General features: G+C 66.5%; 14 protein-coding genes. 7 read left to right on the top strand and 7 right to left on the bottom strand.

The genetic code is table 11. From position 1 onward, the window contains the following. The first annotated feature begins 33 nt into the window (after positions 1 to 33). Complete coding sequence (gene ptsP / locus AC2FNJ_RS12315; protein ID WP_496764544.1) at positions 34 to 2277, top strand: phosphoenolpyruvate--protein phosphotransferase; 2244 nt, start codon at positions 34 to 36, stop codon at positions 2275 to 2277. Between the two features lie 230 nt (positions 2278 to 2507). On the opposite strand, the gene AC2FNJ_RS12310 is transcribed toward ptsP, so the two are convergent. After that, positions 2508 to 3392 carry a LysR family transcriptional regulator gene (locus AC2FNJ_RS12310; protein ID WP_496764542.1) on the bottom strand — a complete coding sequence of 295 codons (885 nt, stop codon included), beginning with the start codon at positions 3390 to 3392 and terminating at the stop codon, positions 2508 to 2510. A 104-nt stretch (positions 3393 to 3496) separates the two neighbouring features. Between AC2FNJ_RS12310 and AC2FNJ_RS12305 the strand changes: the two genes are divergently transcribed. From AC2FNJ_RS12305 to AC2FNJ_RS12290, 4 genes are all read left to right on the top strand, one after another. Then, positions 3497 to 4384 carry a phytanoyl-CoA dioxygenase family protein gene (locus AC2FNJ_RS12305; RefSeq protein WP_496764540.1) on the top strand — a complete coding sequence of 296 codons (888 nt, stop codon included), beginning with the start codon at positions 3497 to 3499 and terminating at the stop codon, positions 4382 to 4384. A gap of 428 nt (positions 4385 to 4812) precedes the next feature. Continuing rightward, positions 4813 to 7980, top strand: a complete 3168-nt coding sequence (locus tag AC2FNJ_RS12300) for a valine--tRNA ligase (protein ID WP_496764539.1) — start codon at positions 4813 to 4815, stop codon at positions 7978 to 7980. Positions 7981 to 8120: 140 nt separating this feature from the next. Next, complete coding sequence (locus tag AC2FNJ_RS12295) at positions 8121 to 9284, top strand: benzoate/H(+) symporter BenE family transporter (protein ID WP_496764537.1); 1164 nt, start codon at positions 8121 to 8123, stop codon at positions 9282 to 9284. A 39-nt stretch (positions 9285 to 9323) separates the two neighbouring features. Then, positions 9324 to 9656, top strand: a complete 333-nt coding sequence (locus tag AC2FNJ_RS12290; protein ID WP_496764535.1) for a DnaJ family domain-containing protein — start codon at positions 9324 to 9326, stop codon at positions 9654 to 9656. On the opposite strand, the gene AC2FNJ_RS12285 is transcribed toward AC2FNJ_RS12290, so the two are convergent. After that, positions 9657 to 10439, bottom strand: coding sequence for a crotonase/enoyl-CoA hydratase family protein (locus AC2FNJ_RS12285; protein ID WP_496764533.1), 783 nt, complete (start codon positions 10437 to 10439; stop codon positions 9657 to 9659). It abuts the gene before it with no gap. Positions 10440 to 10513: 74 nt separating this feature from the next. Further along, positions 10514 to 11584 carry an SMP-30/gluconolactonase/LRE family protein gene (locus tag AC2FNJ_RS12280; protein WP_496764532.1) on the bottom strand — a complete coding sequence of 357 codons (1071 nt, stop codon included), beginning with the start codon at positions 11582 to 11584 and terminating at the stop codon, positions 10514 to 10516. A 93-nt stretch (positions 11585 to 11677) separates the two neighbouring features. Between AC2FNJ_RS12280 and AC2FNJ_RS12275 the strand changes: the two genes are divergently transcribed. Further along, complete coding sequence (locus AC2FNJ_RS12275; RefSeq protein ID WP_496764530.1) at positions 11678 to 12784, top strand: pyridoxal phosphate-dependent aminotransferase; 1107 nt, start codon at positions 11678 to 11680, stop codon at positions 12782 to 12784. 72 nt (positions 12785 to 12856) lie between these two features. Continuing rightward, positions 12857 to 13036, top strand: a complete 180-nt coding sequence (locus tag AC2FNJ_RS12270) for a hypothetical protein (protein WP_496764528.1) — start codon at positions 12857 to 12859, stop codon at positions 13034 to 13036. A 10-nt stretch (positions 13037 to 13046) separates the two neighbouring features. Here the strand turns inward: AC2FNJ_RS12270 and AC2FNJ_RS12265 are convergent, their stop codons facing one another. The 4 genes from AC2FNJ_RS12265 to zwf form a co-directional block, all read right to left on the bottom strand. Beyond that, on the bottom strand, positions 13047 to 14258 hold the full coding sequence (locus tag AC2FNJ_RS12265; protein ID WP_496764527.1) for a pyridoxal-phosphate-dependent aminotransferase family protein: 1212 nt from the start codon (positions 14256 to 14258) through the stop codon (positions 13047 to 13049). Between the two features lie 64 nt (positions 14259 to 14322). Next, positions 14323 to 14982 carry a bifunctional 4-hydroxy-2-oxoglutarate aldolase/2-dehydro-3-deoxy-phosphogluconate aldolase gene (gene eda, locus AC2FNJ_RS12260; RefSeq protein WP_496764526.1) on the bottom strand — a complete coding sequence of 220 codons (660 nt, stop codon included), beginning with the start codon at positions 14980 to 14982 and terminating at the stop codon, positions 14323 to 14325. Positions 14983 to 14985: 3 nt separating this feature from the next. Further along, positions 14986 to 16791 carry a phosphogluconate dehydratase gene (gene edd, locus AC2FNJ_RS12255; protein WP_496764524.1) on the bottom strand — a complete coding sequence of 602 codons (1806 nt, stop codon included), beginning with the start codon at positions 16789 to 16791 and terminating at the stop codon, positions 14986 to 14988. Position 16792: 1 nt separating this feature from the next. After that, entirely contained in the window at positions 16793 to 18238 is a 1446-nt protein-coding gene (gene zwf / locus AC2FNJ_RS12250; protein WP_496764522.1) for a glucose-6-phosphate dehydrogenase, read from the bottom strand. Positions 18239 to 18336: the final 98 nt, after the last annotated feature.

Raw genomic sequence — 18336 nt, 5'->3', positions numbered from 1 at the left:
CCTGGCGCCTGACACCGAAACGTGACATGGGCCATGGCTGACGGTACCGAAACCGAATCCCGCAAGCTGCTGGGGCGGCTGCGCGAAGCGATGGCCAGCGAGGCTGCTGGCCAGGAACGGCTGGACCGGATCACCCACCTGATCGCGGACAGCATGCGCAGCGAAGTGTGCTCCATCTACCTGTTCCGCGACGAGGAAACGCTGGAGCTTTGCGCCACCGAAGGGTTGGCGCCCGAGGCGGTGCACCAGACCCGGATGCGCATGGGCGAAGGGCTGGTCGGCCGGGTCGCCAAGTCCGGGCAGGTCATCAACACGCCGAACGCCCCGTCCGAAAAGGGGTTCCGCTACATGCCCGAAACCGGTGAGGAACGGTTCTCCTCCTTTCTGGGGGTTCCGATCCAGCGGCTCGGCGAGAAACTCGGCGTTCTGGTCGTGCAGTCGCGCGCCGCGCGCCAGTTCTCCGCCGACGAGGTCTATGCGTTGGAAGTGGTCGCCATGGTGCTGGCCGAAATGGCCGAACTGGGCGCCTTCGTCGGCGAAGGCGCGGCCCTGTCGCCCCTGCACCAGCAATCGGTGGTGCTGACCGGCGGCCCGGCCCAGGAAGGCTCGGCCGAAGGCCATGTCTGGCTGCACGAGCCGCGCGTGGTCGTCACCAATCCCATCGCCGACGACCCGCACCGCGAACTGGAACGGCTGAACGAGGCGGTCGAGGAGCTGCGCGTCGGCGTCGACAAGATGCTGGAGATCTCGCAGGGCGGCGACAAGGACCAGCTGCAGGTGCTCGAAGCCTACCGGATGTTCGCCAATTCCAAGGGCTGGATGCGGCGCATGGAAGAGGACATCGCCCGCGGCCTCAGCGCCGAGGCGGCGGTGGAAAAGGAACAGTCCCAGGCCCGCGTCCGGATGAACCAGGTCACCGATCCCTACCTGCGCGAACGGCTGGCCGACCTGGACGATCTCAGCAACCGGCTGCTGCGGATCCTGACCGGACAGGGCAAGGACTCCGGGCTGGAACTGCCGCCCGACCCCATCCTGGTGGCCCGCAACATCGGGCCGGGCGACCTGCTGGAATATGGCCGCGCGCTCAAGGGCATCGTGCTGGAAGAAGGCTCGGTCGGCAGCCACGCCACCATCGTCGCGCGCGCGCTGGCCATTCCGCTCGTCGTGCATACCCAGCGCATCACCACCGAGGCGTTGAACGGCGATCACATCCTCGTCGACGGGGATCAGGGGATCGTGCACCTGCGGCCGGAGGATTCCGTCGTCGGCGCCTTCCGCGACAAGATCGCCATGCAGGCCAAGGCGCAGGAACGCTACGTGTCGATCCGCGACAAGCCGGCGGTCACGCTGGACGGGCACAAGATCGACCTGGTGATGAATGCGGGGCTGATGGCGGACCTGCCGTCGCTGCCCACCTCGGGGGCCGAAGGCGTCGGGCTGTTCCGGACGGAGCTGCAATTCCTGATCCGCAACCAGATGCCGAAACGGTCCGAACTGGTCGCACAATATTCCCGCGTCTTGGACTCGGCCGGCGGCAAGCGGGTGGTGTTCCGTACGCTCGACATCGGCTCGGACAAGGTGCTGCCCTACATGAAGCACGTGGCCGAACCGAACCCGGCCCTCGGCTGGCGCGCGATCCGGGTCGGTCTGGACAAGCGCGGCGTCATGCGGATGCAGCTCCAGGCGCTGATCCGCGCCGCCAACGGCCGCCCGCTGACCGTCATGTTCCCCTTCGTGGCCCAGGCCGAGGAATTCCGCGCCGCCCGGTGGGAGGTCGAAAAGACCATCGCACGGGAAAAGCGGCTCGGGCACGTGCTCCCGGAGTCGCTCGAAGTCGGCGCGATGCTCGAAACCCCCTCGTTGGCCTTCGCGCCCCAGAAATTCTTCGAAGAGGTCGATTTCATCTCGGTCGGCGGCAACGACCTGAAACAGTTCTTCTTCGCCGCCGACCGCGAGAACGAACTGGTGCGCCGCCGCTACGACACGCTGAACGTCAGCTTCCTGACCTTCATCGAACGCATCGTCGAGCGGTGCAACCTCTCGAACACGCCGCTCAGCTTCTGCGGCGAGGACGCCGGCCGCCCGATCGAGGCAGTCTGCCTCGCGGCCATGGGCATCCGCTGCCTGTCGATGCGCCCGGCCTCCATCGGCCCGGTCAAGAGCCTGCTGTTGCGCTCCGACCTCGGAGAAATCCGCAAGATCATCTCGGATGTCCGCCATCGCGGCGAACAAAGCGTGCGTCCGGCGGTGATGGAGTGGCTGCGAAACAAGCTCTGACACAACCCACCCCGGTTCCGGGCCGCCCGACATGTCCGAGACGTGCGCCTTCGGCGCGCTCTTTTTCTTTTTTTGTTGAGGGACGCTGTCCCTCAAACTCCCTGGGGTATTTGAAACCAGAAAGAAGCAGGAAAGAGACCGCTGCTTCTTTCTGGTTGAAAATACCCCGGGGTGAATTGCCCGCAGGGCAAGAGGGGCAGCGCCCCTTCGGGCGCGGAGTGCACCGTTCGCTAGCGGTTCGGCGATATGCGCTCCAGAAGCCACCGGCGAAACAGGCGGGATGGCGGGCGCAGCAGCGCGCGGTCGTCATAGACCAGGTGGTAGGATTCCCGCCCCGCGACTTCGACATCGGGCAGGCACCGGACCAGACCCGACCGCTGCATGATCCGGTCGCTGGCAGGCGCGCGGGCCAGAGCGACCCCCAGCCCTTCGGCCGCCAGCGACGCGGCCATGATCGTGTCGTCCACGAAAAGGAACTGCCCCGCACCCGGCGACAACCGCAGGGCCTCGAAGAGCTGTGGCCAGCCCGCGCGATGCGCGGAAACGTCGATCAGACGATGCTGCAGCAAGTCATCGGGCCGCGCGATCGTGCCGGCGAGATCGGGCCGTGCCACCGGATAGATGGTCTCGGACAGCAGGAAATCGCTCTCGGCCCCGAATTGCGCCGGATTGCCGAAGACGATCTGGAGATCGGCGAACTGGTTGGCGAAGTCCACCGCGTCGCTGCCGGTGTTCAGCACCAGGCTGACCGTGGGATGCGCCCGCAGGAACTCTCCCAGCCCCGGCGCCAGAATGCCCTGGGCAAAAAGCAGGACCGACTGCACGTAGAGCCGGCTTTCGCGGCTCTGCCCGAACAGCCCCGAGGTCGCGGTTTCCAGCATCAGCAAGGATTGCTGCACGCTGGGCAGATAGGCCCGTCCGGCCTCGGTCAGCGTCACCGCATGGGCGTGGCGCCGGAACAGCGGCGTTCCCAGCTGCGTCTCAAGCGCCTTGACCTGCTGGCTGACCGCCGCCGGCGACATGTTCAGCTGCGCCGCCGCGCGGGCAAAACTCTCGGTGCGCGCCGCGGCCTCGAAGACGCGCAACCAGTTGAGAGTGGGGATGCGAGACGCCATGCGATCAGGCTAAGCAAAACTTGCCCTGACCGGCAAGACTTACCGTTCTGACCCGTCCCAGACTGCGGTTACGGTCGCCAAAACCATTCAGGACGGAGCCGGCGATGACCACACCCCTGACCCTGACCGATGGCCGCCTGTCGGCCGGGCACGTCGCCCGGTATTGGGACGACGGGTTCCTGCACCCCGTCGACGTCATGACCGAGGCCGAGGCGCTGACCCATCGCGCCGAGCTGGAACGGATCGAGTCGGAATGGCGCGCCGCCGATCTGCCGCTGCCGCTCAACATGTACAAGCGGGTCAATTCCCACGTCGTCATGCCGCTGGCCGCCCGCATCGCGCTCGACCCGCGGATCCTCGATGTGGTCGAGGGCGTTCTTGGGCCCGATCTTCTGGTCTGGTCGGCCGAGTTCTTCATCAAGGAGCCGCACACCACCCACATCGTCGGCATGCATCAGGATCTGACCTATTGGGGCCTCGGCGAGACCCCGGACCAGGTGACCGCCTGGCTGGCCCTGTCGCCGGCCACGGTGGCCAGCGGCTGCATGGATTTCGTGCGCGGCAGCCACAAGAACCCCATCCTGCCGCACAACGACACGTTTTCCGAAACCAACCTGCTGTCGCGCGGGCAGGAAATCGCGGTCGACGTGGCCGAGAGCGACAAGACCCATATCGAGCTTTCGCCCGGCCAGATGTCGCTGCATCACGGCCTGACCATCCACGGCTCGGGGCCCAACCGCTCGGACGACAGGCGGATCGGCCTTGCGATCCGCTATCTCAACCCCAACGCCCGCCAGCAGGTGGCCGAGCGCGATTATGCCATGCCGGCCCGGGGTCGGGACGGCACCGGCAACTTCATCCACGTCGATCCGCCCAAGGCGCCTTTTGCTCCCGAGGCATTGACGCTCTATGACCGCATCCGCGCCGATCAGAGCAAGGCGCTGGCGCAGGGCGCGACCAGCGCGGTGCCATTGTACGACGCGCGCGGTTAGCGCAGGGACCGGCTCCGCGCGCCGGCTCGGGCCCGCCCATGCCGGAGCCCGGCAAGACCCCCCGTTCCGCCCGGTCGCGGCTTGGCGCCGCGCCTGCGCCTGCGGCGCAGATTGGGTATTTGTGACCAGAAAGAAGCAGGTCGAAGCGCCCCTGCCACGCGGCCGTCCATCCTCGGCGGGACAATCCTGCCACGGGTCAGGGGCGGCTTCTTCCTGGTGCGGTCATCGGCTCCCCAGCCTGTACCGCAAGGGCAGGGTGCCCCGATTCCGGTTAAGAAACCGTTGCGGCTTCTTTCTGGTCGAAAATACCCAAATCCCGCCGCCGACGCCCGCGCCGCCGCTCGGGGGCAAAGAAAACGCCCCTGCCGCCTTTTCCTTCGCGCCGGCATTGGGTAATTGGAGCCTCGATTGACGAAGGGATCATCACGATGGCGATGGATAAGACGTTCAACGCGGCCGAGGCCGAAGCGCGCCTCTACACGGCCTGGGAAGAGGCCGGTGCCTTCAAGGCGGGCGCGAACCGTTCGCGCGACGAAAGCTTCTGCATCATGATCCCGCCGCCCAACGTGACCGGCGCGCTGCATGTGGGCCACGCCTTCAACAACACCCTGCAGGACATCCTGATCCGCTGGCACCGGATGCGCGGCTTCGACACGCTGTGGCAGCCCGGACAGGACCACGCCGGCATCGCCACCCAGCTCCAGGTGGAAAGGATGCTGGCGGCGACCGGCAACAAGGGCCGACGGGAATTGGGGCGCGAGGCGTTTCTGGAAAAGGTCTGGGAATGGAAGGGCCAGTACGGTGGCACCATCGTCGAACAGCTCAAGCGCCTCGGCTCCTCCTGCGACTGGTCGCGCAACGCCTTCACCATGGCCGGCGCGCCGGGGGATCCGCGCACGGGGCATGAAAACTCGCCCAATTTCCACGATGCGGTGATCCGCGTCTTCGTGGACATGTATGAAAAGGGCTACATCTATCGCGGCAAGCGGCTGGTGAACTGGGATCCGCATTTCGAGACTGCGATCTCGGATCTGGAGGTCGAGAATATCGAGGTCGCGGGCCACATGTGGCACTTCAAGTACCCGCTGGCCGGGGGCGAGACCTATACCTATGTCGAAAAGGACGAGGATGGGAACATCGTGCTGGAGGAAGAGCGCGACTACATCTCCATCGCCACCACCCGCCCCGAGACCATGCTGGGCGACGGCGCGGTGGCCGTGCACCCCTCGGACGAACGCTATGCGCCCATCGTCGGCAAGCTTTGCGAAATCCCGGTGGGCCCCAAGGAGCATCGCCGCCAGATCCCGATCATCACCGATGAATACCCCGACCCGGATTTCGGATCGGGCGCGGTGAAGATCACCGGCGCGCATGATTTCAACGATTATGCCGTCGCCAAGCGCGGCAACATCCCGCTCTACCGCCTGATGGACACGCGCGGCCACATGCGGGCCGATGGCGCGCCCTATGCCGACGAGGCCGCCAAGGCGCAGGACTACGCCCGCGGACGCGCGTTCACCGAGAACGAGATCGACGCGATCAACCTGGTGCCCGACCATCTGCGCGGGCTGGACCGGTTCGAGGCGCGCGCCAGGGTGGTCGAGGAGATCACCGCCGAAGGTCTGGCCGTGATGACCCGCGCGGACGACCCGCGCCTGGGATCGACCGCGCTGAAGCCCGATGCCGAGGGCGCCGACGCGCTGGTGCCGCTGGTCGAGAGCAAACCGATCATGCAGCCCTTCGGCGACCGCTCGAAGGTGGTGATCGAGCCGATGCTGACCGACCAGTGGTTCGTCGATGCCGAAAAGGTCGTCGGCCCCGCGCTGGACGCGGTGCGCGACGGCCGGGTCAGGATCATCCCTGAATCGGGCGAAAAGACCTATTACCACTGGCTGGAAAACATCGAGCCCTGGTGCATCAGCCGCCAGTTGTGGTGGGGGCATCAGATTCCGGTCTGGTACGGGCTGGACCTGTCGGCCGAGGATTTCAAGGATGACGAAAACGACGGCGAGCTGGACCTGGTCGAGCTGGGCCGGCTGCTGAACGAAGGCGGCATGCTGCACCGGGGGGCGGTTATGGAATGCGCCGCCAGCTTCGAGGATGTCACCGCGAAATTCCTGGACGACAATGCCGACATCCCCAGCCCGCTCAGCCACGCCTCCGTGATCGAGGTGGCCGACAAGCACGCGGCGATCCACGCCTTTGCCGAAAGCCTGGCGCAATACGCGGTGGATCAGGATCCGACCAAGCTGGTCTACCCGGTCTGGCGCGACCCCGACGTTCTCGACACCTGGTTCTCCTCCGGCCTCTGGCCCATCGGCACGCTGGGCTGGCCGGAACAGACCGAGGAGTTGAAGCGCTATTACCCGACCGATGTGCTCGTCACCGGTTTCGACATCCTGTTCTTCTGGGTCGCCCGGATGATGATGATGCAGCTGGCCGTGGTGGATCAGATCCCGTTCCACACCGTCTATCTGCACCAGCTCGTCCGCGACGAGAAGGGCAAGAAGATGTCCAAGACCACCGGCAACGTCATCGACCCGCTGGAGATCGTGGACGAATTCGGCGCCGACGCGCTGCGCTTCACCAACGCCTCGATGGCGGCGATCGGCGGCGTGCTGAAACTGTCGCGCGAGCGGATCACCGGCTATCGCAATTTCGGCACCAAGCTGTGGAACGCCGTCCGCTTTGCCGAGATGAACGGCGTCTACGATGGTACAAACCGGACGATCGGCGATCTGGCGCAGGTACAAAACGCACAAAACGCGGTGAACCGCTGGATCATCGGCGAAACCGCCCGCGTCCGCGAAGAGGTCGACGCCGCGCTGGACAGCTACCGCTTCAACGACGCGGCGGGTGCGCTCTACGCCTTCGTCTGGGGCAAGGTCTGCGACTGGTACGTGGAACTCAGCAAGCCTCTGCTGCAGGGCGAAGATGCCGACGCCAAGGCGGAAACCCAGGCCACCATGCGCTGGGTGATGGATCAGTGCATGATCCTGCTGCACCCGATCATGCCCTTCATCACCGAGGAATTGTGGGGCCTGACCGCCGAGCGGCCCAAGATGCTGATCCACGCCGACTGGCCGGACTACAAGGCGGCCGATCTGGTCGATCCCGACGCGGATCGCGAGATGAACTGGGTGATCACGGTGATCGAGAACACCCGCTCGGCCCGCGCCCAGATGCGGGTGCCCGCGGGGCTTTATGTGCCTATGATCGTTACAGAAATCGACGATCACGGTCAGGCGGCCTGGGACCGCAACGAGGCCCTGATCAAGCGGCTGGCGCGGATCGACAGCCTGACCCGGGCCGAGGCGCTGCCCAAGGGCACGATCTCGATCTCCGCGCCGGGCGCCGCGTTCGGCCTGCCGCTGGCCGACATCATCGACATCGGGGCGGAAAAGGAGCGGCTCGAAAAGGCCAAGGGCAAGCTGGCCAAGGAGTTGGGCGGCCTGCGCGGGCGCCTGAACAACCCGAAATTCGTGGCCTCGGCCCCGGAGGACGTGGTGGAGGAAGCCAAGGCCAACCTGGCCGCCCGTGAAGAGGAAGAGGCCAGGATCGACGAGGCGCTGGCGCGTCTGGCCGAGATCGCCTGATCTTCCCTGCTTTCCAGACCAAGGGCTCCTGACCCCGCCGCCCACGGACCGGCGGGGTTTTCGGTTCCAGGCCAATCATTTGCCCTGTTCACAACAGCGCGCGGTTGCTAGCAAGTGCGGAACGAAGCCCCGAGGAGCCGATGGCGCAGACCTTTCCCCCCATGCAAACCGTCTCGACCGGGCTCGTCGTCGCGGTCGTGGGGTTCTTCAGCTCGTTCCCGATCGTATTGCAGGGGCTGGGCGCCATGGGGGCCTCACCGCAGGAGGCAGCCTCGGGCCTGATGACCGCCGCCATCGTCATGGGGCTGACCGCCATCGGGCTGAGCCTGTTCTACCGGCAGCCGATCAGCGTCGCCTGGTCGACGCCCGGCGCCGCGCTGCTGGCGGTGTCCGCGCTTCCGACCGCGGGATTTTCCGGCGCGGTCGGTGCGTTTCTGTGCGCCGGCGCGCTTACGGTGCTGGCCGGGCTCTGGCGTCCGCTGGGCCGTCTGGCCGCCGCGATTCCCACGACGCTGGCGCAGGCCATGCTGGGCGGCGTGTTGCTGCCGCTCTGCATCACGCCGTTCCGGGCCGCGGTGGACCTGCCCGGGCAGGCGCTGCCCGTCATCCTGACCTGGTTCATCGCGGGACGGATCAACCGGTTCTTCGCGGTTCCGGCCGCCGTCGTGGCCGCCGCCATCGTTGTGGTCGTGGCGTCAGGCGAGGCGCCGCTACGCCCCGACCGCCTGCTGGCCGCGCCGGTCTGGACGGTCCCGAGCTTTTCGCTGTCGACGGCCATCAGCATCGGCATACCGCTCTTCATCGTCACCATGGCCACCCAGAACATCCCCGGCGTGGCGATCCTGCGCAGCCATGGCTATGTGCCGAAATCGGGGCGCTTGTTCTCGTCGGTCGGCGTGGCCAGCCTGGTGTCCGCGCCCTTCGGTGCGCCGGCGACCTGCCTGGCGGCGATCACCTCGGCCATGTGCGCGAACGAGGACAGTCACCCAGACCCGGCACAACGCTATTGGTCCGCGGTCATGGCCGGCGTGTTCTACTGTCTCCTCGGTCTGTTTGCCGTGGCCATCACCGGCTTTGCCGCCCATGCCGACCCGCTGCTGATGGGCACCCTGACCGGCGTCGCACTGATCGGCGTCATGGCAAACGCCACTTTCGCGGCGCTCGAAGTGCCCGCCGAGCGCGAGGCGGCGATCCTGACCTTTGCCATCACCGCATCGGGGATCACGGTGTTCGGCCTTGGCGCGGCGGTATGGGGCCTGCTGGCGGGCGGGCTGGTTCACGTGATTTCGAACCGGACACGGTGACATCTTTCGCGCGGACACTTCAGCACGTAGAATGAACCTATGCGAAGATCCTTTGACAGACTGGTCGAGCGCCAGGTTCACAAGGCGCAGTCCCAAGGTCAGCTTGAGGGGCTGGAGGGGGCGGGAAAGCCGTTGCCGGACAGGTCAGGCGAGGCGCAAACCGATCCTGCCCTGGCCGCCGGCCACCGAATCATGGCGCAGGCAGGCGTGTTGCCCGAGGAATTTCGGATCAAGAAGGAACTGGATGAGGCGCGCCAACACTATGCAACGCTGACGGATCCGGCAGAACGAAAGGCCGCCATGGCGCGCCTGGCCGAAATCGAAATGCGTTACAACATGGCCCGCGACGCGAGGCGTGCCTTTCTTCGCTGATCACTTGAAGACCGGCTTGCGCCCCTGCATCTGGGCGGCGATCACTTCCATCTGGTCGGGCTTGCCGATCAGCTTGACCTGTTCGGCGGATTCCTCGATCAGCACCTCCTCGCGCGCCTTGGTTTCGGCCACGTCGATCAGGCGCTTGGCGGCCCGGATGGCCGAGGGGCTTTGGCCGGCGATCTCCTCGGCCTGGGCAACGGCCTCGGCCAGAGGATCGTCCGACAATTTCGTGACCAGCCCCCACTCGGCGGCCTGCTGCGCGCTGATCGGCCGGGCGGTGTAGGTCAGCAGGCGCAGAACGTCGGACCGGACCAGGTGCGGCAGCAGGACCATGCCGCCCATGTCCGGAATGATGCCCCATTTCATCTCCATCACCGCCCATCTGCTGTCGGGATGGGCGATGCGGATATCCGCGCCCAGCGCGATCTGCAGGCCGCCGCCATAGGCCACGCCCTGCACCGCGCAGATCACCGGCACCGGCACCCGACGCCAGACCATGGCCAGTTCCTGCATCTCGTTGGTGTCGCCATGGCTGCGCCCCATCAGCCACTCGGTGGGGTCCACATGCGCCATCTTGGCAAAGCTCGCCATGTCGAGACCGGCGCAGAAGCTCTTGCCCTCGCCCGACAGCACCACCACGCGGGCGTCCGAGGCCGCGACCTCCTGACCGGCGGACAGGATGGCCTTGACCATCGCATCGTCCAGCGCGTTCATCTTGTCGCCGCGGGTCAGGGTGACGTGAGCGATGTGATCCTTGTATTCGACTGATACGCGCGCCATGCGAACCTCCTGTTTCCGGTTTTTCTCATCTTGACCGGAACGCGATCGGGCTTCCACCGCAACGTCGGGGCAGATCAGGGAAGATCCGCAACCGGCATCCTGCCGAACCAGGGCGAGTCCAAGGTCATCACATAGAACCGATCGCCGACGATCCTGCCGCCGGTGGTGATCCCCAGACGCCCGTCGGGATCCTGCACCGTACGCAGAATGGTCCCGTCGCCGTCGAACTGAACCAGCATCCCGCGATGGATGGGAGCGGGGCGCACCATCGGGCCGAGCCGCCAGACCACCTTGCGCAGGAACGGATAGGGCATCAGCTTTTCCGACGGAACCCGGGGGCTGGCGAAGGCGACCCAGTAGGTGCCATCGCCCTGCGCTTCGAGGTTGTCGGGATAGCCGGGCAGGTTGTCCAGAAACACTTCGCGCTGTCCGGCCTTGTCGCCTGCGAGCCAGAGCTTGTGGATGCGCGCCCGGCCGGTTTCCGCGATCAGCAGAAAGTCCTCGTCCGGAGACAGCGCGACGCCGTTGGTATAGACGAACCCGTCGGCCACCTTTTCAACCGTCCCGTCCGGGGTCCGGCGCGCGACATAGCCGGTGTCGGACTGTTCCCAGATGGTCAGGATCGAGGTCGGCTTGGTCCCGCCCAGGGTCTCGGGATCGAACCGGTCCGAGGAGTTCGAGAAATAGACCGTGCCGTCCCGCCCCACGTCGAGCTGATTGGCATAGACGACCGGTGCGCCGTCGATGTCCTCGACCACCGTTTCCAGGCTGCCGGGCCCGGTCCAGCGCATGAGTCCCCGAAAGCTGTCCGCGATGTACAGGGCCCCGTCCGGCCCGGCCTTGAGGCCCAGCGGGCGGCCGCCGAGACGGTCGATCTCGACCGGTTCGGCGCCGTCGATGCGGTAGAGCACGCCGGACAGGCTGGTGGTATAGACCGTGCCATCCGGCATGACGGCCAGATCCTCCGGCCCGCTTTCGCCGTCGGGCAACGGGATGAGCTGTGTCTTGTCCAGAGTCCAGTTCTCGGCAAAGTCCCCGGTGAAGCCGGGCGGTTCAGGAGGTGTGTAGGCGACCGGATTGACAGGCACCGGCCAGAACAGCAGATAACCCAGGCCGGCCAGCAGCAGGATCAGCAGTATGCGCATGTATGTCCCCCTTGTTTCTCCGCGGCACCCTGCGATCCGGCGCAACAACTTGCAAGTCTTGCCGGGCCTCATGACTTGCGGTTATCTGCGCGCATGAAAGCTCCTCGATACACCCCGCTGGCCCGCTCGCTTCCCGCCACGGTGCCGTTCGTCGGCCCCGAAACCCAGGAACGGCAGCGCGGGGCGCCATTTGTGGCCCGGATCGGTGCGAACGAAAACGTCTTTGGCCCGTCCCCGAAAGCGGTCGAAGCCATGGCGCGGGCGGCCGGCGACCTCTGGATGTACGGCGATCCCGAGAACCACGATTTGCGCGCGGCCCTGGCCGACCATCACGGGGTGCGGCCCGAGAACATCGTGGTCGGCGAAGGAATCGACGGGCTGCTCGGTTATCTCGTGCGCCTCATGGTCGGTCCCGGCGATGCCGTCGTGACTTCCGAAGGGGCTTATCCGACCTTCAACTACCACGTCGCGGGCTTTGGCGGCGTGCTGCACAAGGTGCCTTATGTCGCGGATCGCGAAGACCCGGCGTCGCTGTTTGCCAAATCCGCCGAAGTCGGCGCGAAGCTGGTCTATCTCGCCAACCCGGACAACCCGATGGGCACCTGGCACACCGGCGCCGAGATCGTCGCCGCGCTGAAGGCGCTGCCCGAGGAAACTCTGCTGGTGCTGGACGAGGCCTATGTGGAATGCGCGCCGGATGGCACGGCGGCGCCAGTCGATGCCGACGATCCCCGCCTGGTCCGGATGCGGACCTTTTCCAAGGTCTACGGCATGGCGGGCGCGCGGGTCGGATATGCCATCGGCGCGCCCGACCTGATTTCGGCCTTCAACAAGGTGCGCAACCATTTCGGCATGAACCGGGCCGCGCAGACCGGGGCGCTGGCGGCTCTGGCCGATCAGGACTGGCTGAGGCAGGTGCGCGGCCGGATCGCCGACGCCCGCGACCGCATTGCCGGGATCGCGCGGCAAAACGGTCTGGAACCGCTGCCTTCGGCCACCAATTTCGTCGCGATCGACTGCGGTCGGGACGGCCCCCATGCGCAGGCGGTGCTTGCGTCGCTGGTCGAGCAAGGCGTTTTCGTGCGGATGCCCTTCGCCGCGCCACAGAACCGCTGCATCCGCGTCAGTTGCGGGACCGACGCGCATCTGGACGCGCTGGCAGCGGCCTTGCCAAAGGCTCTGTCCGCCGCCGGAGGGTGATCGCGCCGGATTTACCTGACTTTCGCGCCGAAACCGCTAGGATACCGGGGAAGGAGCTGTCAGGAGGGGCCGATGCGCGACCCAAAGATCGGAACGGCGCCGGATTACACGACCGCGGCCCTCACCATGCTGGGGGTAAACCTGTTGTGGATCTTCATCACCATCTGGGCGATCTGGGGATTTCTGGCCGCTCTCGGGCTGGCCCTGGTCCTGAATCACGGGATCACCCGGCTGTCGCGCAGAACGGGCTGAACGGATCGGGTCAGCCCCGACCGGCGAGAACGCGGGCGGCGGCCGCCAGTGCGCCGTGGCCATGCGGGATGTCGAGCGCCGCCAGCCCCGCCTCGACGCCGCCCAGCAGCGCCATCACCATCTGACCGTTCACATGCCCCATGTGACCGAACCGGAAGAACCTGTCGCGGTCCGAGCCATCCGGCGCGGCCATTCCCAGGCCGATCCCTAGAATCAGCCCAAGATGGGCCTCGGCCCAGTTCCGCAGCGCCGTGCCCTGGCCGTCGGCCAGGTGCAGCGCGGTGACGGCATGGCTGCGATGGTCGCGATCCGCCACGTTCAGGCGGAACACGCCGTCTTCGGCCCAGATCTCGCAGGCCGTCCAGATCGCCTCGGCCAGCCTCTGGTGCCGCGCCCAGACATTTTCGAGGCCCTCTGCCTCGATCATGTCCAGCGCGGTTCCGAGGCCGTAGAGGTGATGGGTGGGGGCGGTGCCGCCGAAATACTGATAGAACACCTCCGGATCGACCCGCGGCGACCAGTCCCAATAGCGCGAAACACGCGGCATCGCGGCGCGTTTGGTCCGGGCCTTGTCGTTGAAAAAGACAAAGGCGACACCCGGCGGCACCATCAGCCCCTTCTGGCTGGCCGCCACCATGACATCCACGCCCCAGGCATCCATCTCGAACCGTTCGCAAGCCAGCGACGCAATGCAATCGGCCATCAGCAGCGCCGGGTGCCCCAGTTCGTCCAGCACCTGACGCAGGGCGGGGATGTCGTTGCGGACCGAGCTGGACGTATCGACATGCACCGCCAGAACCGCCTTGATCCGGTGCGCGGTATCGGCGCGCAGCGCCTCGGCGATCCGGTCCATGTCCCACGGCGCGGACTTGCCGAAATCGATCAGTTCGACCTCGGCCCCCAGCCCCCTGGCGATCTCGGCCCAGCCATGGGTGAACAGCCCCGAGGCCGGCGCCAGAACCGCCTCGCTCGGGGCGATCACGTTGGACAGGGCGGCTTCCCACGCGCCGTGCCCGTTGGCGATGTAGATCGCCACCTGGTGCCGTGTCTTCGCGACACCGCGCAAGCCGTCGATGATCCGCGGCACCATATCGACCAATTCACCCGCATAGATGTTGGGCGCGGGACGGTGCATGGCCTGCAGGACCGCGTCGGGGATGACGGAAGGGCCCGGAATGGCCAGGTATTCCCGGCCCTGCGCCAGTTTGAGAGTGTCTTGCATCTGGTGTGCTCGCGTTCGCTTCGCGCCCACACTACCGGCCCCCCGCTGACGGTCAATGCCGCGATCACCGCCGTGGCGATGGCGCGTCCTGGCCGGTCAATCGGGACGCCTGCCGCGCAAGCTCCTCGATCCCCGCCCAGTCGCCTGCAGTGACCATCGCCCGTGGCGCGACCCAACTGCCGCCCGCACAGACCACGTTGGAAAGCGACAGATATTCCGCCGCATTGGCCGGTGACACGCCGCCGGTCGGGCAAAAGGAGATCTGTGGCAGCGGCGCGCCGATTGCCCGAAGGGCCGCCGCGCCGCCGGACGCCTCGGCCGGAAAAAACTTGAGCATGTCAAAGCCCTGCTCCAACAGCCGCATCGCCTCGGTCGCCGTCGCCGCGCCGGGCAGCAGCGGCAGGTCTTCGGCCGCGCAGGCCTCGATCAATGCCCGGGTCGCGCCCGGAGACACGCCGAACCGTGCCCCCGCCGCCTTTGCCGCGCGTACATCGTCCGGCGTCACCAGCGTTCCGGCCCCGACCACGCCGCCCGGAACCTCGGCCATCGTGCGGATCGCGTCCAGCGCCGCGGGCGTCCTCAACGTCACTTCCAATGCAGGCAAACCGCCGGCCACGAGCGCCTCGGCCAGCGGTCTGGCCTGCGAAGCATCCTCGATCACCAGAACCGGGACAATCGGGGCCAGCGCACAGATTTCCCGGGTACGGGTCGATTTCGACGTCATGGATTACCCTCCGAACACGCTGGCGCCCGACTCTGCCGACCCGACCGCCGACCGGAAGGTTGCAAACAGTTCCCGCCCGACGCCATGGTGATGCGCGGACAGGTCCGCAGTGACCGCAGGCCGCTCCAGCACGCCCTCGGTCAGGATCTCGAGCACGCCGGCCTCGGCATCCACCCGGACCAGGTCGCCATCCTGCAGACGTGCGATCGGCCCGCCGTCCAACGCCTCGGGGCAGACATGGATTGCCGCCGGAACCTTGCCCGACGCGCCGGACATGCGGCCATCGGTGACCAGGGCGACTTTCTGGCCGCGCCCCTGCAACACCGAGAGAATCGGCGTCAGCGAGTGCAGTTCCGGCATCCCGTTGGCTTTCGGTCCCTGAAACCGAACAACCACGACGACATCGCCGGTCAGCTCGCCCGCCTTGAACGCGGCCTTGACCGCGTCCTGGTCGTGAAAGACGCGAACCGGGGCTTCGACGCGGCGATGCTCGGGCGCGACCGCAGACACCTTCATCACCGCCGTGCCTAGCGAGCCGGTCAGCCGCGACAGCCCGCCGGTCGGCTGAAACGGCTCGGATGCGGGCCGCAGGATCTTTTCGTTCAGGCTGCGCCCCGCCCCCGGCTGCCAGACCAGTTCTCCTTCGATCAGCTTGGGTTCCTGCGTGTAGGTTTTCAGACCGCGCCCCGCCACGGTCAGCGTGTCGGGATGCAGCAGGCCCGCCGCCAACAAGGTGTCGATGGCATAGCCCAGACCCCCGGCGGCGTGGAAATGGTTCACATCCGCCAACCCGTTGGGATAGATGCGCGCGATCAGCGGCACCACTTCGGAAATGTCCGCAAAATCGCGCAGGTCGAGGACGATGCCGCCCGCCCGCGCCATCGCCACCAGGTGAATGAGCAGATTGGTCGATCCGCCGGTCGCCATCAGACCCACGATGCCGTTCACATAGGCGCGCTCGTCCAGAACCTGACACACCGGCGTGTAGGCGTTGCCGAGTGCGCTCAGCGACAGCGCCCGCCGCGCGGCCTCTTCCGTCAGCGCATCGCGCAGGGGCGTGTTGGGGGTGACAAAGCTCGACCCCGGCAGATGCAGGCCCATGAACTCCATCAGCATCTGATTGGTGTTCGCCGTGCCATAGAAGGTGCAGGTGCCTGGCCCGTGATAGGCGGCCATTTCGGCGGCCATCAACGCGTCCCGCCCGCACTCTCCGGCCGCAAACTGTTGACGCACCTTCGCCTTTTCGTCGTTCGGCATGCCGCTGGTCATGGGGCCGGCAGGTACGAAGACGGCCGGCAGATGGCCAAAAGCCTGTGCGGCAATCACCAGGCCGGGCACGATCTTGTCGCAAACGCCCAGGAAAACCGCCGCGTCGAACGTGTTGTGGCTGAGCGCCACGCCAGCCGCCATGGCGATCACGTCGCGGGAAAACAGCGACAGCTCCATCCCCGGCGCGCCCTGCGTGACCCCGTCGCACATGGCCGGGACGCCGCCGGCGACCTGCGCGGTCCCGCCGGCCCGGCGCACCGCGTCGCGGATCAACGCCGGATACCTCTCGAAGGGCTGGTGCGCCGAGAGCATGTCGTTGTAGCTGGTGACGATCCCCAGATGTCCGGCGCTGCCCCGTGCCAGCGCCGTCTGGTCCGGACCGGCGCCGGCATAGGCATGCGCCTGTCCGCTGCACGACAGATGCGCCCGTGCCGGTCCGGCGGACCGGGCCTGCGCCATGCGCTCCAGATAGGCGCCGCGCGGACCGGCGCTGCGGTCGGTGATCCGCTGCGTGACCTCGGCTATGACCTTGTGCACCATCTCACTCTCCGATCTGCCTCCATCGGCGCCCGTCGCGATGCATCAGCATCAGGGCTTCCTCGGGCCCCGAACTGCCCTGGTCATAGGGCGACGGACGGTCGCGGTGTTCTTCCCAGCCCTGGATGATGGGATCGACCCAGGCCCAGGCGGCTTCGGCCTCGTCGCCGCGCATGAACAGCGTCTGGTCGCCGCGGATGACATCCATGACCAGCCGTTCATAGGCGTCCTGCGGTCGCGAGTCGGCGCCCAGGGCCTCGGCAAAGCTCATGTCGAGCGACACGTCCGCCAGCCGGAACCCGCCCGGCCCCGGATCCTTGATCGTGGTGCGCAGCGTGATCCCTTCATCCGGCTGCAGACGGATCACCAGCACATTGCCGCGCAGGTGGCCGACATTGGGAAAGATCGTGTGCGGCGGGTCGCGAAACACGACGGCGATCTCGGAGACGCGGGCGCGCAGACGTTTCCCGGTGCGCAGATAGAACGGTACTCCGGCCCAGCGCCAGTTGCCCACATGCACCTTGAGCGCCACGAAGCTTTCGGTACGGCTGTCCGGGTCGCCGACATGGTCGAGATAGCCGTCGCCACCCTTTTCGGCCCGGTATTGTCCGCGGGCGATATCGCCGGGTTCGACCGGCTCGAGCGCCTCGATCACCTTGACCTTTTCATCGCGCACGGAGTTGGGCGCGAATTTCGACGGCGGCTCCATCGCGATGAGACACAGGAGCTGCACGAGGTGGTTCTGGATCATGTCCCGCATGGCACCCGACTGATCGTAATAGGCCTCGCGCCCTTCGATCCCGATGGATTCCGCCACGGTGATCTGGACATGATCGATATGGGTGGCGTTCCAGAGCGGCTCGAACAGCGAATTGGCGAAGCGCAGGGCCATGAGATTCTGCACGGTTTCCTTGCCGAGATAGTGATCGATGCGATAGATCTGGTGCTCCTCGAAACATGCGCGCAACCCTTCGTTCAGGGCGCGCGCCGAAGAAAGGTCGTGACCGAAAGGCTTTTCGACGACGATCCGGCTGTCCGGGGTGGCCAGACCATGATCGTGCAGGCGTTGCGCGATACCCGAAAAAAGCGCCGGTCCCACAGACAGATAGAAGGCGCGCACGACCTCCGGGCGCAGGCTCGAGGCAAGGGCGGACCACCCGGCATCGCCCAGAGCATCCACGGGGACATACTCCAGCCGTTCGAGAAACCGGGCCAGAACGTCCCTTTTGTACTCGGGCGCGAACTCCCTGATTGCGTTTTGTACCTGCTTCCGGAACGCCTCGTCATCCATTTCGGTGCGGGCCGACCCGATGATCCGCGCCGCGTCCGGCATCTGCCCGACCTCGAACCTGTGATACAACCCCGGCAGGATCTTGCGTTGTGCCAGATCGCCGGTGGCGCCAAAAAGGACCAGGTCGAACGGGTCAACCGGGATCACGCGCGAAACCATGTCCGGGTTCCTCCTCAGCTTGCTCCGACCACTCTAGCATAGCTGCCGGGTGTGGCATCGCATGCGAATTGTTATCGCTAACATTTCTTTCGCGCCTT

Source organism: Ruegeria sp. BHSB196 (assembly GCF_059613135.1).
The sequence above is the reverse complement of the archived record's forward strand: the minus strand, read 5'-3'. Positions and strand labels throughout refer to the sequence as shown.

Excerpts from the sequence above, each read along its gene's own strand:
- ptsP (WP_496764544.1), top strand. The coding sequence starts at position 34 with ATGGCTGACGGTACCGAAACCGAATCCCGCAAGCTGCTGGGGCGGCTG.
- AC2FNJ_RS12310 (WP_496764542.1), bottom strand. The coding sequence starts at position 3,392 with ATGGCGTCTCGCATCCCCACTCTCAACTGGTTGCGCGTCTTCGAGGCC.
- AC2FNJ_RS12305 (WP_496764540.1), top strand. The coding sequence starts at position 3,497 with ATGACCACACCCCTGACCCTGACCGATGGCCGCCTGTCGGCCGGGCAC.
- AC2FNJ_RS12300 (WP_496764539.1), top strand. The coding sequence starts at position 4,813 with ATGGCGATGGATAAGACGTTCAACGCGGCCGAGGCCGAAGCGCGCCTC.
- AC2FNJ_RS12295 (WP_496764537.1), top strand. The coding sequence starts at position 8,121 with ATGGCGCAGACCTTTCCCCCCATGCAAACCGTCTCGACCGGGCTCGTC.
- AC2FNJ_RS12290 (WP_496764535.1), top strand. The coding sequence starts at position 9,324 with ATGCGAAGATCCTTTGACAGACTGGTCGAGCGCCAGGTTCACAAGGCG.
- AC2FNJ_RS12285 (WP_496764533.1), bottom strand. The coding sequence starts at position 10,439 with ATGGCGCGCGTATCAGTCGAATACAAGGATCACATCGCTCACGTCACC.
- AC2FNJ_RS12280 (WP_496764532.1), bottom strand. The coding sequence starts at position 11,584 with ATGCGCATACTGCTGATCCTGCTGCTGGCCGGCCTGGGTTATCTGCTG.
- AC2FNJ_RS12275 (WP_496764530.1), top strand. The coding sequence starts at position 11,678 with ATGAAAGCTCCTCGATACACCCCGCTGGCCCGCTCGCTTCCCGCCACG.
- AC2FNJ_RS12270 (WP_496764528.1), top strand. The coding sequence starts at position 12,857 with ATGCGCGACCCAAAGATCGGAACGGCGCCGGATTACACGACCGCGGCC.
- AC2FNJ_RS12265 (WP_496764527.1), bottom strand. The coding sequence starts at position 14,258 with ATGCAAGACACTCTCAAACTGGCGCAGGGCCGGGAATACCTGGCCATT.
- eda (WP_496764526.1), bottom strand. The coding sequence starts at position 14,982 with ATGACGTCGAAATCGACCCGTACCCGGGAAATCTGTGCGCTGGCCCCG.
- edd (WP_496764524.1), bottom strand. The coding sequence starts at position 16,791 with ATGGTGCACAAGGTCATAGCCGAGGTCACGCAGCGGATCACCGACCGC.
- zwf (WP_496764522.1), bottom strand. The coding sequence starts at position 18,238 with ATGGTTTCGCGCGTGATCCCGGTTGACCCGTTCGACCTGGTCCTTTTT.